Origin of the sequence: Cryobacterium sp. Y82 (genome assembly GCF_002929495.1) — a bacterium.
Lineage (GTDB): Bacteria > Actinomycetota > Actinomycetes > Actinomycetales > Microbacteriaceae > Cryobacterium > Cryobacterium serini.
The window spans coordinates 177,978-192,069 of record NZ_PJJJ01000033.1; the positions used below are offsets into that span (position 1 = coordinate 177,978).

The window sequence follows — 14,092 nt, forward strand, 5'->3', positions numbered from 1 at the left end:
GGACCGCGCAGGGGGAGACGATAGCCTGTAGATCGTGTCTACCTCTACGAATCCCTTTGGCCAGGTGCTGGTCGCCCTGGTCACCCCGTTTACTTTTGATGGCGAAGTGGACTGGGCCGGGGTGGAGAAGCACATCGACGACGTTATCAATGCCGGCGCTGACGGCATCGTCGTCACCGGAACAACCGGCGAGACCAGCACCCTGACCGACCCAGAGAAGATCCGCCTCGTCGAGGTCGGTAAGTCCGTCGCTAACGGCCGTGCCAAGATCATCACCGGCGGTGGCTCCAACGAAACCGCGCACGCCATGCAGCTCGCCCGTCAGAGCGAGAAGGCCGGCGCCGACGGCAACATGATCGTCACCCCGTATTACAACAAGCCGACCCAGGCTGGCATCCTCACCCATTTTCGCATGATCGCCGATGCCACCGACCTCCCCGTCATCCTCTACGACATCCCCGGCCGCACCGGCGTCGCTATCGCTTACGAGACCATCCTGCGCGCGGCGAAGCATCCCAACATTCTCGCCATGAAAGACGCTAAGGGCGACTTCGCCCAGGTTAGTCGGGTGCTCAACCAGACCGACCTCATGTACTTCTCCGGCGACGACCCCAACGTGCTGGCCCACCTGTCGATCGGTGCGACCGGACTGATCGGCGTCACCGGAAACATCACTGCGACCCCTTACCGGCACATGGTCGACGCGGTCAACCGGGGCGACCTCAAAGTCGCCACCGCCGCCCATCAGCAGCTTGAACCGCTTGTGCGCGCCGTGATGACCCACGTACCCGGCACCGTTGCTGTGAAGTACATCCTGCACGGCCTCGGTCGCATCGGCAGCCCGCGTGTGCGCCTGCCCCTAGTCGGCCCCGAAGACTCTGAAGCCGCTCAGATCGAAGACGAACTGTCGCTGGTCAGGGACATTCCCGGCGTGGACTTTTCAAACTTCCGCCCGGACCGCAACGCGGCCGCAGGCGGATCGCTGCCCAAGGTCGCCGGCACCACCCGCTAGAGCTCGCGCCGGGCGGCTTTGTGGTCGCGGCACCCACTAACGTTCGTGGCACTCGATCCTGCGGGTGCCGCGAGCTTCAACGGGTGCCGCGACGCGTCTGGTGGACGGAGACACGCAGGCCCGCGTAACGCTAGGCTCAGCCCATCGAGCTTGACCACGTCGGGTCGGCTGTGTGGGGAGTGTTGTGAACATTGCACGCAAATGGGTCTTTCCGATCCTTCGACTCATCGTCATCGCGGCCATTGCTGTGGCCCTGGTCAAGCTCGCGTTCTACCCCGACACTGCGGTCGAGCGCAACCCCGCCGAACCGACCGGCGTCATCGTCGAACCGCAGGTTCCAGCGGCCCTCGGCACCATCAGCAATGACGTCACCCTGCCCGGCACGGTCAGTGCCGATCCGGCCGTCGCCGTGAAGGCAACCGCCATCGGCACGGTCGACGAGATCTTCATGGCGGCCGGCCAGGCCGTGAACAAAGATGACAAAATCTACGATATCCGGATCGAAACGATCAAAGACCCCGTCGAAACAACGGATGCCGACGGCAACATCACCGTCACCCAGCCGAAACCGGTGGTCACCTTCGTCAAGGTGCTGGCCCCCATCAGCGGCGTCCTGAGCTCGCTCACGGTGATCCACGGCCAGAGCGTGGCCGTGGGGGATGCCACTGGCCAGGTGGCGCCTCCAAGCTTCTCGGTGAGCGGAGCGCTCAACCCCGAGCAGCAATACCGGCTATTGAGCAAGCCGACCGAGGCATCCGTTGCCATCACTAACGGGCCGGCGCCATTCACCTGCATCGGCCTGACCATCACCACGCCGCTCGCTGGTGCCCAGGCCGGCGGTGACGGCGGGGCCGGTGGAGAGACCGGCGCGAGCGGCACCACCGTCACCTGCGCCGTTCCGGCTGAGGTGACTGTCTTCTCCGGTCTGGCCGCTCAGATCACCATCGCTGCTGGCCTGGCCGAAAACGTGCTCGTCGTTCCGACCACCGCTGTCAAGGGCTCCGCCCAAACCGGCGTCGTCTGGTTCGTGCTGCCCGACGGCGGCACCGAAGAACGCCCGGTGACGCTTGGCATGACCGACGGAATCAACGTGCAGGTCATCGACGGACTCGTGGAGGGCGACCTGATCAACCAGTTCGTACCGGGTGCCACCGCAGTCAGCCCCGGCGGCGAGGGCTGCCAACTGCAACCCGACGGTAGTGAAGTCTGCTTTGGGCCGAGCATCTCCAGCAGCGGGATCTCCCATTGACCCTCTTACATCTTGAGGGTGTCACTCGCACCGTGCAGCTCATCGATGCGCCGCCGCTGACCATTCTCTCGGGCGTTGACCTCGACGTCGACGTGGGCGACCGCGTGTCAGTCGTGGGTCGTTCCGGCTCGGGTAAAACCACCCTGTTGAACCTGCTCGGGCTGCTCGACAACCCCACGAGCGGCACCATGCTGTTCGAAGACCGCCCGGTGCAGTCGCTATCATCCGGTGCGCGGGACCGGCTGCGCGGCCGCGAGGTCGGCTTCATCTTTCAGCAGTTCAACCTGCTGCAGGGTCGCACCGCCCTCGAAAACGTGATGACGCCGCTGCTCTACGCGGAAGGTCGCCAATTCTGGAAGCGGGCCCGAATCGCCACCGAGATGCTCGAACGGGTCGGCCTCAGCGACCGGCTCGGCTCATTGCCCGACCGGTTGAGCGGCGGTGAGCAGCAGCGCGTGGCGATCGCCCGCGCGCTGGTGCGTAGCCCTCGCCTGATTCTCGCCGACGAGCCCACCGGCGCACTCGACCTCGAAACCGGCGAAACCGTGATGGACTTGATCGACCAGGTCGCCACCGAATCCGGGGCAGCCCTGGTGACGATCACCCACGATCCGGCGATCGCCGCCCGCGCCACCAGGCATCTCCGACTGGACCACGGTGTGCTGCAGGTGAGCGGAACGGTGCCCGCATGAAGCGCGTCGCGAGCAACCTGGTCGGCGCTGTGATCGAAGCCTGGCAGGAAGTGCGCATCCACAAGACGCGCGTCATGCTGTCGCTGATCGGTGTGGCCGTGGCCGTCTGCGCCATTACGACCGTGGTCGGACTCGGCGCGGTCGCCCAACAAGCCACCATCGAACAGAGTGAACGATCGGGCGGTCGTGCCGCGAGCCTCTACCTGTCGGCTTCGATGAACGACGGCTCGACCCCGATCGGTATGCCCGAAATCTGGCGCACGGCGTTGGATCGATACCAGATCGAATATGCCAGTCGGGTCGTCAACACCAGCCAGACCGTACAATTTGCTGACGGCGCAGTGCCGGTGCAGACCATCGGCGTCGACCCGCCTTACGGGACCATGCACCGCGTCACCCTCGAGGAAGGCACCTGGTTCACTGACGCCGACCAGAACCGGCTGGCCCCGGCCGTACTTATCAACTCCATCTTCTGGGACCGCCTCGGTCGTCCTGACCTGCGCACGCACCCGACGACGACTCTGGTGGGCGAGCGCACCACGACGGCCGTCGTGACCGGTGTCTACCCGTCCCTCTCCTGGGAGACCGAACCGGCAATGTACATGCTCGCCGATGCTCTCACCGCCATTAGCCCGGTCGTGACTGACCCGAATTTGCAGCAATTCGGACCGCCTGCGTACGAGCTGTGGGTGCCGATTGACGTGTCTGAGCAGCTCGTGACGGCCCTGCAACGCGACGTGCAGGGTGCGCTCGGCAGCGATGCCTTCGTTCAGGTGAACCGACAGGACTACGCGGCATACCAAAACGGTGACCCCTACCTGTCCCTTAAGCTCACGGTCGGTGCCATCGCCGGTCTTGTGCTCCTGCTCGGAGCGCTCGGCCTGGTCAACATCGCCCTGGTCACGCTGAAACAGCGCATCCGCGAGATCGGCATTCGGCGCAGCTTCGGCGCGACCGCCGGCAGGGTGTTCTTCGCCGTCATGATGGAGAGCGTCGTCGCAACCGTCGTCGCGGGAATTGTCGGGGTGATCGCCGCCGTGCTCATCGTCAAGAGCCCGCTCGTGGAGGACTTCATCAGCCAGGGCCAGGTCACCGACTTTCCGCCGTTTCCGGTTGAAGCGGCCATCCTTGGCCTGGTCTGCGCGACGGTGGTCGGTGCCCTCGCCGGATTGATCCCGGCACTGGTTGCGGTGCGGGTGAAGGTGATCGACGCCATCCGCTATTGAAATTGAACGGATGCCGCCGCTCGGCTTTTGCCTACCGACCACGCAGGCCGTGGGCGTGGGGTCGGGCGAATGTCGGTGGTGCTTGGTAGCGTTCTTTCATGGCTACGAGCACTAAGTCGAGCGGGCGTGCCCGCACGCCGGCAGCGAAGGGCGTTCCGGCGCGCAAACCGGCAACCCGCGGAGCCGGCGCGACCGCTGCACAGAAAACCGTCAAGTTCACCGCCGTCGACGTAAAACCGAGCCTCGGTGCCCGTGCCTGGATCGGCCTGGCCCACCTCACCGGCGGTGCCGCCCGTGCCCTGGGCCCAGAGAAACTGTCCAAAGATGAACGGCGCGACGGACTGCCGTTCTTCCTCGTTCTGCTCGCCATCTCGGGAGCCGTCGTTGAATGGTTCCTCATCAACAACTTCGTGGCGCAGCAGCTCGACGCGTACACCTTCGGCGGAGTGTTTGGCCGGGTTGCCTTTGCCCTGCCGGTCATTCTGCTGTTGTTCTCTGTCTGGCTTTTTCGTAAACCCAGTTCCGTGCACGACAATGGCCGCATCGGCATCGGGCTCAGCCTGCTGCTCGTGACCATTTCGGGCCTCTGCCACATCTTCGGTGAGCAGCCAGAGCCGCAAGACGGTATGCCAGCCCTCGCGCTGGCTGGCGGTGTCATCGGGTGGATGATTGCCGCCCCGCTGATCCTGCTGACCACGTCGATCGGCGCCACGATCGTCGTCATTCTGCTGTTGCTGCTGAGCCTGTTCATCATCACCAAAACCCCGCCGAACCGGGTCGGTCAGCGTTCCCGCGAGCTGTATGAGTGGCTGTTCGGAGCAGAGTTCACCGACGAAGATGAACGAATGGCCGAGAAGACGGGCAAGGGTGCCAAGCCGGGCAAGACCGCCCAGGTTGAGCTTGACGGCGTCGACGATGACGAGTCCGAGGGCGCACTGCCGTGGTGGCGCCGAAACAACAGCAAGCGCGAGGAAGACCCCGACTTTGGCAGCGCATTGTCAACCGAATCCAAACCTGGCCCGGTTGAGGCCGACCCGCTCAGCGTCCTTCTCGGTGGCAAGCAGTCGCGCGGTGGTTTTGACAGCGCCATCGAATCCGAGGTGACCGACCACACCGCGCCGCCCGAACGAGACCATTACGGCACCGAGGTGCTGGAAGACCTGCGCAAGGCCGAGCTCGCCGTCAAACGGTTTACCGGCGAGGTCGACCTGGGCACAGGGCCGTCCACCGGCCTGCACTCCGACGATCCGGCCGGGCACACTGAGGTTCTTCCCGGCTTCGACGACGTCTTTCCCGAATTGAGTCAGGCAGTGGATGCCGATGGCGCGGCCCTCCCGCCGCTCGCTTCCGTCGACCCCCACCCGGCCATTCCCTATCTCGTGCCCGCGGCATCCACTCTTACGGCCGGCCCGCCGGCCAAGGCCCGCTCGGCCGCCAACGATGATGTCGTCAAGTCGATCACCGAGGTGCTTCGCCAGTTCCAGGTCGATGCCAAGGTCACCGGATTCTCCCGCGGCCCTACGGTCACACAGTACGAGATCGAACTCGGCCCCGGCGTCAAGGTCGAGCGGGTTACTGCGCTGAGCAAGAACCTCTCCTACGCGGTCGCCTCGAACGAAGTTCGTATCCTCTCGCCCATTCCCGGCAAGAGCGCCATCGGCATCGAGATTCCTAACACGGACCGTGAGATCGTCACCCTCGGGGACGTACTGCGGTCGAGTACTGCCACTAACGCTACCCACCCAATGACCATCGGTGTCGGTAAGGACGTCGGCGGCGGTTTCGTTATCGCCAACCTCGCCAAGATGCCCCACCTGCTCGTGGCCGGGTCGACCGGCTCCGGTAAGTCGAGCTTCGTCAACTCCATGATCACGAGCCTGCTCATGCGCGCGAAGCCAAGTGACGTGCGCATGGTGCTCATCGACCCGAAACGGGTCGAGCTGGCCGCCTATGCCGGCGTTCCGCACCTCATCACGCCCATCATCACCAACCCGAAGAAAGCGGCCGAAGCGCTGCAGTGGGTCGTGAAAGAGATGGACATGCGTTACGACGACCTCGCAAGCTTCGGCTTTCGCCACATCGACGACTTCAACAAGGCGGTCGTCAACGGCGAGCTCGTGTTGCCGGTCGGCAGCGAACGCAAGCTCAAGCCCTACCCCTACCTGCTGGTCGTCGTCGATGAGCTGGCCGACCTCATGATGGTCGCACCGCGCGACGTGGAAGACTCCATCGTGCGCATCACCCAGCTGGCCCGCGCCTCCGGAATTCACCTCGTACTGGCTACCCAGAGGCCCAGCGTCGACGTGGTCACCGGACTGATCAAAGCCAACGTGCCGTCACGACTGGCCTTTGCCGTCACGAGCGTCACCGACTCCCGGGTCATCCTTGACCAGCCCGGCGCCGACAAGCTCATCGGCCAGGGCGACGCGCTGTTCCTGCCGATGGGCGCCTCCAAAGCCGTTCGCGTGCAGGGGGCCTGGGTCACCGAAGATGAGATCGAAAAGGTCGTCAAGCACGTCACCATGCAGGCTCGGCCGGACTACCGGCCGGACGTCTCCATGGTCGCCCCGCGCAAAGAAATCGACTCTGATATCGGCGACGACCTCGAGGTGCTCCTCGCCGCGGCCGAACTCGTCGTCTCGACCCAGTTCGGGTCGACCTCGATGCTGCAGCGCAAGCTGCGGGTCGGTTTCGCCAAGGCCGGTCGCCTGATGGACCTGCTCGAATCCCGCGAAATTGTCGGCCCGTCCGAAGGCTCCAAGGCGCGTGACGTGCTGGTGAATGCTGAACAGTTGCCGAGCGTGCTGGCCCGCCTGCGCGGCTCCGACGACGAGCAGCACGCCCTGAAGGCGCAGTCGGGGGATTCCCGTGTCGAGTCAGCGCCCGACCCACGCTATGCCGACGACCCGGTAGAGAAAATGTCACAGGGGTATCCTGAGGTGGATGGCGCCGAGGATGACGAGGATGCCTGGAAACTAACCGGCAGGGACTGAACCATGGCAATACCGCACGACTTTGTCTCCCGCCCCAGCAACTGGAACGTACCCAACCTGATCACGGTTGTGCGCATCCTGCTCGCCCCGGTCTTCATCTGGATGCTGCTGGCCGCCAATGGCCCCCAGGATGCCTTGCGCTGGGCCGCCGCCGTGCTGTTCATCATCGCGATCGCCACCGACGGTATCGACGGCATGATTGCCCGCCGCCATAATCTGGTCACGGATCTTGGAAAAATCCTGGACCCGATTGCCGATAAGATCCTCACCGGTGGTGCGTTGGTGTGCCTGTCCACCCTGGGGGAGCTGCCCTGGTGGGTGACCATCGTCATCCTGGTGCGTGAAATCGGCATCACCGTGTTCCGCTTCGTTATGCTGCGCGACCGGGTCATTCCGGCCAGCCGCGGCGGCAAGCTCAAGACCATCGCCCAGTCCGTGTCGATCTCGCTCGCGCTGCTGCCGTTCCAGCCGGTCTTCGGCGAATGGGTGGACTGGGTCAACACGGCGACCATGACCATCGCTCTCGTGCTCACCGTCGTCTCCGGCCTGGACTACCTCATCTCAGCCTGGCGTCTGCGAAAGCACGACGTTGCCTGAGCCGGTGCACACGACGGCGGTGGATGCGACGGCAGTGGATGCGACGGCCGAGTTGATTGCGGAACTCACCGCCCGTCATCTCACTATCGCCGTCGCTGAATCCCTCACCGGAGGGCTGCTCGTGGCTGAACTCGTGCGTATACCCGGGGCGTCCACAGTGGTTCGTGGGGGAGTGGTCGCGTACGACACCGCCTTGAAGCGCGACCTGCTCCAGGTCGACAGCAGCGTGCTTAACGTTCACGGCCCGGTGCACGCCGACGTCGCAAAGCAGATGGCGGGTGGAGTGCGTACCCTGCTCGCGGTCAACGACGTGCGCGCCGATATCGGCGTGTCGACGACGGGTGTCGCCGGGCCGGGCCCGGACGGTGGTCACCCAGCCGGAACGGTGTTCATCGGCCTGTCAAAAGGAAGCGGTTCGTGGGCCGTGCCGCTGCACCTGGACGGCGATCGGACCGAGATTCGCGCCGAAACTGTACGTCAGGCGATTGATGCTGTACGTGCGCTGATAGTGGAGGGTGACGCGGAATAGTTCCTGTTACGGGCTGGTTACATCGAGGACATTCACAAGCAAAGCCCAGTGATTCTCGGTAGTGTCAAAATATCGGAAGGGATGCAGTATTCTAAGCATCCACCACCGCAATCCGATGGTCATAGGCCTTAAATTATTAGGCATAAGAAGGAGGTTCCGATGATTCTTGTTCGTCAGGAAATCGGCGATGTGCTCAGGGACTTCCGCCTGCAAAAGGGGCGTACCCTGCGTCAGGTCGCAAGCAAAGCCAGCGTCGCGCTCGGCTACCTCAGCGAGGTAGAACGGGGACAAAAAGAGGCCTCCTCGGAGATTCTCGCCTCTGTCGCAGACGCACTGGAAACCCCGATCTCGGTCATCATGCGCGAAGTCGGTGACCGCCTCGCGATCATCGAGGGTATCGATCAGTTCCCCGACACGGTACCGGACGAGTTTGTCAATACGTTCGATGCCGACTTCATGGTGCGTTAGTCACCAATCGGTGCCATTTCAGGATTTACAATAAGAACCACCGCCGACGAGGTCTGTCGGCGGTGGTTTTGTTTCGGTATCAAGTGTCAGGCAGCGACGGATTGAAGGAGTGTTGTGCGACTGAGCGAGTTCCGCACCGCGATGAAAGAGGAGTTTGGTGACGCGTACGGGCGTGTCCTTACCCGCGATCTCGTGCTCACCCCGCTCGGCGGTCGAACAGCCGATCAGGCCCTCACAGCCGGTGTTCCCGCTCGCGATGTTTGGCTGGCCCTCTGCGCCGAGGTCGACGTGCCCCGCAGCCGCTGGTACGGCGCCGGCGTCCCAGCTCCCCGCCCGTAGCGCGGTCAAACCCTTCCGCTTAGGCTGATACTTCGACACGCCGCAAAGAATTCCCGGCAATGCTCGAATATCTGTTCGGTCTTGATAGACTCCTCCACAGCAGGCAACTTGACAGATTGTGCACCGTCCGTTCGTGCCCCCGGCCAGTGTCGGAGGTGCGGCGTACAGTCAAATCTGTCAGAGAACGTCAGCAACTGCCTTGTCGAAACACGCACCGGGGTTCTTCCGGTGGGTGCGCCGACAGCCTATAGGCGCCACTACGCACCCCGCAGCGCTGTTCACGGTCGGCGGCAGTGCAGAACCCAAGGAGATCACGACCATGGCATCACAAGCTAACCGCGAGAAAGCCCTCGAGACCGCTCTCGCGCAAATCGACCGTCAGTTCGGCAAAGGATCGGTCATGCGTCTCGGCAGCGACGATCGTGCCCCCGTCGAGACCATTTCGACTGGGTCGATTGCCCTGGACGTCGCACTCGGCGTTGGTGGACTGCCGCGTGGCCGCATCGTGGAAATCTACGGTCCGGAGTCTTCGGGCAAGACCACCCTCACCCTGCATGCCATTGCGAACGCGCAGAAGAACGGTGGCATCGCCGCGTTTATCGACGCCGAGCACGCCCTCGATCCGGAATATGCCAAGAAGCTCGGCGTCGATATCGACGCCCTTCTCGTGTCCCAGCCCGACACCGGTGAGCAGGCCCTCGAGATAGCCGACATGCTCGTGCGAAGCGGTTCCATCGACCTGATCGTCGTCGACTCCGTTGCAGCGCTCGTGCCGCGCGCCGAGATTGAGGGCGAGATGGGTGACTCGCACGTGGGCCTGCAGGCCCGTCTCATGTCGCAGGCTCTCCGCAAACTCACCGGTGGCCTCAGCCAGACCAACACAACCATGATCTTCATCAATCAGTTGCGCGAGAAGATCGGTGTGTTCTTCGGCAGCCCCGAGACCACCTCTGGCGGTAAAGCACTCAAGTTCTATGCCTCGGTGCGCCTCGACATTCGGCGCATTGAAACCCTGAAAGACGGCACCGACGCCATCGGTAACCGCACCAGGGTCAAGGTCGTCAAGAACAAGATGGCACCGCCCTTCAAACAGGCCGAGTTCGACATCATCTACGGCATCGGCATCTCCCGCGAGGGCAGCCTGATCGACTTCGGCGTTGACCAGGGCATCGTCAAGAAGTCTGGCGCCTGGTACACCTACGACGGCGACCAACTCGGCCAGGGCAAAGAGAACTCGCGCAATTTTCTGCTCAAGAATCCCGACATGGCCAACGAGATTGAGCGTAAGATTCTCATCAAGCTCGGCATCGGCCCCGAAGGCATCGCAGCCAAGGCCGCCGAGAAGGCCGCTGCCGCCATCGCGCTGGAGGCCGAAACCAAGGCTAAAGCCGAAGCGGATGCCGCAGCTCTGCTGGCCGATGGCCCGGTCGCTACCAAGGCCCCGGTCGTTCGCAAGACCGCTTAGCCGGCAACGCAGCTACAGCAAGGAACCGCACTAAACGAGCACCGAAAAGGCAGGTCACGGGAATGGTTCACTTCGAACCCCAGGATGATGCAGCAGAACGCACAGACGCCGGATTGGCTCCCGTGACCTACCTGCACGGTGCGGCCCCGGGAATGAAGCGTCGCTCCCCCCTCGAGGTCGGTCCGGTCGAGGTCGGTCCGGTCGAGGTCGGCGTCGATCCGCTCGGTCCGGCCGAGGTCGACAGGTTTTCGGCGGCAGCGGCCACCAAGGCTGAGGCTGCAGCTGTCACGGCCGACATAGCGCTAGACGACGACGCTCTCGCCTCGGCCGAAGCAATCGACCAGCGCGAACGGGCCGAAAAAGTACTGCTGCACCGACTGCGGGGCCGCTCGCTGTCGACGGTCGAGGCGCTGCTGGTGCTCAGTGCCACCGGTGTCGACTCGGGCGAAGCGAGTGAGATCATTGCAAAGTTCATCGAGCTGAACTACCTCGACGAGGCCAAACTCGCCGATCAGATCATCCACAGCCATAACGTGCGCAAGGGTCTCGGACGCAACGGTGTCGAAGCTGAAATGCGCCGGCGCAAGCTTGATCCAAGCGTCATGATGGACAAGCTCGAAGAGCTCCCCGATGACGAAGCGGAGCGCGCTATCGACCTCGCCACCAAGCGCATCGGACAGATGGAACGCTTCGACGACCAGACTATCGATCGCCGACTCACCGGTTTTCTCATGCGTAAGGGTTACAGCTCCTCAGCGGTACGTCTCGCGGTCAAGGCAGCTATGGACAGCCGCGGCGGCGGTGCCGCCTCTCGCGTACGGTTCCGTTGACGCCTTCACAAATGCAGCATTTCGCCCGGCGCACGGCTCACACACCGAATTGCTCGCGTAAACTATACGCACTATGAGTATCGTCACCTCCGAACTGGCCCGCCGCACCGTGATCACCCCCTCGGCAGCCGCGATCGACGACTCGGGGCAGGCCCGTACCTACGAGGTGCGCACCTTTGGCTGCCAGATGAACGTGCACGACTCCGAGCGACTCAGCGGCTCGCTCGAAGCGGCCGGGTACGTCTCCGCGAACGGTGGCGAGGCTGACATAGTCGTGATCAATACGTGTGCGGTGCGTGAGAACGCCGACAACAAGCTTTACGGCAACCTTGGCTACCTCGCCTCGGTCAAGCGTAAGCACGCCGGCATGCAGATCGCTGTTGGCGGCTGCCTGGCCCAAAAAGACAAGACCACAATCCTCGAGAAGGCACCGTGGGTCGACGTTGTCTTTGGCACCCACAACATGGGTTCTCTTCCCAGCCTGCTCGAACGAGCGCGGCACAACGGGGAGGCCCAACTCGAAATTCTCGAATCTCTTGAGACCTTTCCCTCGACCCTTCCCACAAAACGCGACTCCAGCTACAGCGGTTGGGTGTCCATTTCGGTCGGCTGCAACAACACCTGCACGTTCTGCATCGTTCCCGCCCTGCGTGGCAAAGAGAAAGACCGTCGTCCGGGCGAGATTCTTGCCGAAATTCAGTCGCTCGTCGACGACGGCGCCATCGAGGTCACCCTTCTGGGGCAGAACGTCAACTCCTACGGGGTTGAGTTCGGCGACCGCCTTGCCTTTGGGAAGCTGCTGCGCGCGGCCGGTAATATCGAGGGGCTCGAGCGCATCCGCTTCACCAGCCCGCACCCCGCTGCTTTCACGGACGACGTCATCGACGCCATGGCCGAAACGCCCGCCGTCATGCCGCAGCTGCACATGCCGCTGCAGTCCGGATCCGATCGCATTCTCAAATCGATGCGGCGCTCCTACCGTGGAGCGAAATTCCTTGGCATCCTCGATCGGGTGCGCGCCCAGATGCCCAACGCCGCCATCAGTACTGACATCATCGTCGGCTTCCCCGGCGAAACCGAAGAAGACTTTCAGGAGACCCTGCGGGTCGTCGAGCTCGCTCGGTTCGCGACGGCGTTCACTTTTCAGTACTCGATTCGTCCTGGAACCCCGGCTGCGACCATGCCCGACCAGGTTCCCAAGGCCATCGTGCAGGACCGCTACGAGCGACTCGCGGCTGTGCAAGAGCGCATTTCCCTCGAGGAGAACCAAAAAATGATCGGCCGTGAGGTGGAACTGCTCGTCGCCAACGGCGGACGGAAAGACAGTGATACCCATCGTCTGAGCGGGCGCGCTCCCGATAGTCGTCTCGTGCACTTCGATGTGCCGGCCGGTTCGGCCCGCCCTCGTCCCGGAGATATGGTCACCGTCGTCGTCACCCAGGCAGCGCCGTTCCACCTCATCGCCGACTCGACCGACGGGGCGCCACTGCGCATCCGCTCGACCCGGGCTGGGGCTGCATGGGACCGTTTGGAAGCTGATTCCTGCGCAGTGCCCACCCATGGTGGTGGGACCGGCGGCGCTGGACCGGTTTCTCTGGGCCTGCCGACCATCGGTCTGCGGCTTGAGAGCGGCTCCACCACGATTCCCATCTACAACGTGAACGACGACGAGCGCTAGGAGCTTGTCGTCTGCACCGGCGGTGACAGCTGAACCAGCGGTACTGATCGCAATCATCGGCTCGACCGGTACCGGCAAGTCTGAGTTGTCTCTCGACCTCGCCGAACGCATGCTAGAGCGCGGTCAGCCGGCCGAAATCGTCAACGCTGATGCCATGCAGCTCTACCGCGGCATGGACATCGGCACGGCCAAATTGTCGCAGCCCGAGCGTCGCGGCATTCCGCACCACCTGCTCGACGTGCTCGACGTGACGGGCGAGGCCACCGTCAGCAACTACCAAACGGATGCCCGCAGGGCCATCGTCGAGATCGTCGCGCGCGGGGCAGTACCGATCCTGGTCGGCGGCTCTGGACTCTACGTCTCCTCGGTCGTCTTTGACTTTCAGTTTCCCGGCACTGATCCAGTGTTGCGGGCGCGCCTCGAAGCCGAACTATTGGAGCGCGGACCCGGCCTCATGTATACCCGCCTGCAAGCTGTCGACCCGCAGGCCGCTTTGCGGATCGGCCCGAGCAACGGTCGCCGTCTGGTGCGCGCTTTGGAGATCGTCGAACTGACCGGTGCGCCGCACCTGGCTGCCCTACCCGAGGAGCTGGTGTACTGGCAGCCCAGCGTGCTGCTGGGCCTGCGGACCCCGCGCGAGCAACTTACCCCTCGGCTCGATGCACGGGTAGAGCGGATGTGGACGGCCGGCATCGTCGACGAAGCACGTGGCCTGCTGTCGGTCGGCATCGAGAGGGGGGTCACGGCGAGCCGTGCGATTGGCTATGCTCAGGCCCTCGGCCAGGTGCACGGCACGCTCAGCCAGGCCGACGCGATCGAAGCCACCCAACAGCTGACGCGCCGTTACGCTCGCCGGCAGGTGAGCTGGTTTAAACGCTACGCGCACACGCACTGGATGGAGTCCGATTCGTCCGACCGGGTCAACGAGGCCCTCGCGCATATCGATCGGGGCAGCGCACTTTCAGCACCGACAGCGTGAGCCGGTTCGGGAAGGTACCCAGCGGTCGCCCCGTA

General features: G+C 63.7%; 13 protein-coding genes. All 13 read left to right on the forward strand.

All coding sequences use genetic code 11. The features are described 5' to 3' along the window. Positions 1–34 precede the first annotated feature (34 nt). The 13 genes from dapA to miaA all read left to right on the forward strand — a co-directional run bounded on the left by dapA (position 35) and on the right by miaA (position 14,057). Positions 35–1,012 (forward strand): 4-hydroxy-tetrahydrodipicolinate synthase, encoded by a 978-nt coding sequence (gene dapA / locus CXY70_RS10700; RefSeq protein ID WP_104192343.1) that lies wholly within the window; start codon positions 35–37, stop codon positions 1,010–1,012. 184 nt (positions 1,013–1,196) lie between these two features. Continuing rightward, the gene (locus CXY70_RS10705) at positions 1,197–2,261 is read left to right on the forward strand and encodes an efflux RND transporter periplasmic adaptor subunit (RefSeq protein ID WP_174844576.1); all 1,065 of its coding nucleotides are present in this window, start codon (positions 1,197–1,199) and stop codon (positions 2,259–2,261) included. Then, positions 2,258–2,953 (forward strand): ABC transporter ATP-binding protein, encoded by a 696-nt coding sequence (locus CXY70_RS10710; RefSeq protein ID WP_104192344.1) that lies wholly within the window; start codon positions 2,258–2,260, stop codon positions 2,951–2,953. The genes CXY70_RS10705 and CXY70_RS10710 overlap by 4 nt, the downstream gene beginning before the upstream one ends. Next, positions 2,950–4,179, forward strand: a complete 1,230-nt coding sequence (locus CXY70_RS10715; protein ID WP_104192345.1) for an ABC transporter permease — start codon at positions 2,950–2,952, stop codon at positions 4,177–4,179. Before CXY70_RS10710 ends, CXY70_RS10715 begins: the two co-directional genes overlap by 4 nt. Positions 4,180–4,277: 98 nt before the next feature. Next, positions 4,278–7,172, forward strand: coding sequence for a DNA translocase FtsK (locus tag CXY70_RS10720; protein ID WP_104192346.1), 2,895 nt, complete (start codon positions 4,278–4,280; stop codon positions 7,170–7,172). Between the two features lie 3 nt (positions 7,173–7,175). Continuing rightward, positions 7,176–7,769, forward strand: coding sequence for a CDP-diacylglycerol--glycerol-3-phosphate 3-phosphatidyltransferase (gene pgsA / locus CXY70_RS10725; RefSeq protein WP_104192347.1), 594 nt, complete (start codon positions 7,176–7,178; stop codon positions 7,767–7,769). Positions 7,770–7,773: 4 nt separating this feature from the next. Then, a complete protein-coding gene (locus CXY70_RS10730; RefSeq protein ID WP_233205888.1) occupies positions 7,774–8,298 on the forward strand; it encodes a CinA family protein in 525 nt (174 codons plus the stop codon). Between the two features lie 159 nt (positions 8,299–8,457). Beyond that, positions 8,458–8,766, forward strand: coding sequence for a helix-turn-helix domain-containing protein (locus CXY70_RS10735; RefSeq protein ID WP_104192348.1), 309 nt, complete (start codon positions 8,458–8,460; stop codon positions 8,764–8,766). A gap of 114 nt (positions 8,767–8,880) precedes the next feature. Continuing rightward, positions 8,881–9,105 carry a DUF3046 domain-containing protein gene (locus CXY70_RS10740; protein ID WP_104192349.1) on the forward strand — a complete coding sequence of 75 codons (225 nt, stop codon included), beginning with the start codon at positions 8,881–8,883 and terminating at the stop codon, positions 9,103–9,105. A 319-nt stretch (positions 9,106–9,424) separates the two neighbouring features. After that, the gene (gene recA / locus CXY70_RS10745; RefSeq protein ID WP_104192350.1) at positions 9,425–10,570 is read left to right on the forward strand and encodes a recombinase RecA; all 1,146 of its coding nucleotides are present in this window, start codon (positions 9,425–9,427) and stop codon (positions 10,568–10,570) included. A 62-nt stretch (positions 10,571–10,632) separates the two neighbouring features. After that, a complete protein-coding gene (locus tag CXY70_RS10750) occupies positions 10,633–11,400 on the forward strand; it encodes a regulatory protein RecX (protein ID WP_104192351.1) in 768 nt (255 codons plus the stop codon). Between the two features lie 73 nt (positions 11,401–11,473). Continuing rightward, entirely contained in the window at positions 11,474–13,078 is a 1,605-nt protein-coding gene (gene miaB / locus CXY70_RS10755) for a tRNA (N6-isopentenyl adenosine(37)-C2)-methylthiotransferase MiaB (RefSeq protein WP_104192352.1), read from the forward strand. A 22-nt stretch (positions 13,079–13,100) separates the two neighbouring features. Further along, the gene (gene miaA, locus CXY70_RS10760) at positions 13,101–14,057 is read left to right on the forward strand and encodes a tRNA (adenosine(37)-N6)-dimethylallyltransferase MiaA (RefSeq protein WP_199183419.1); all 957 of its coding nucleotides are present in this window, start codon (positions 13,101–13,103) and stop codon (positions 14,055–14,057) included. Positions 14,058–14,092 lie beyond the last annotated feature (35 nt).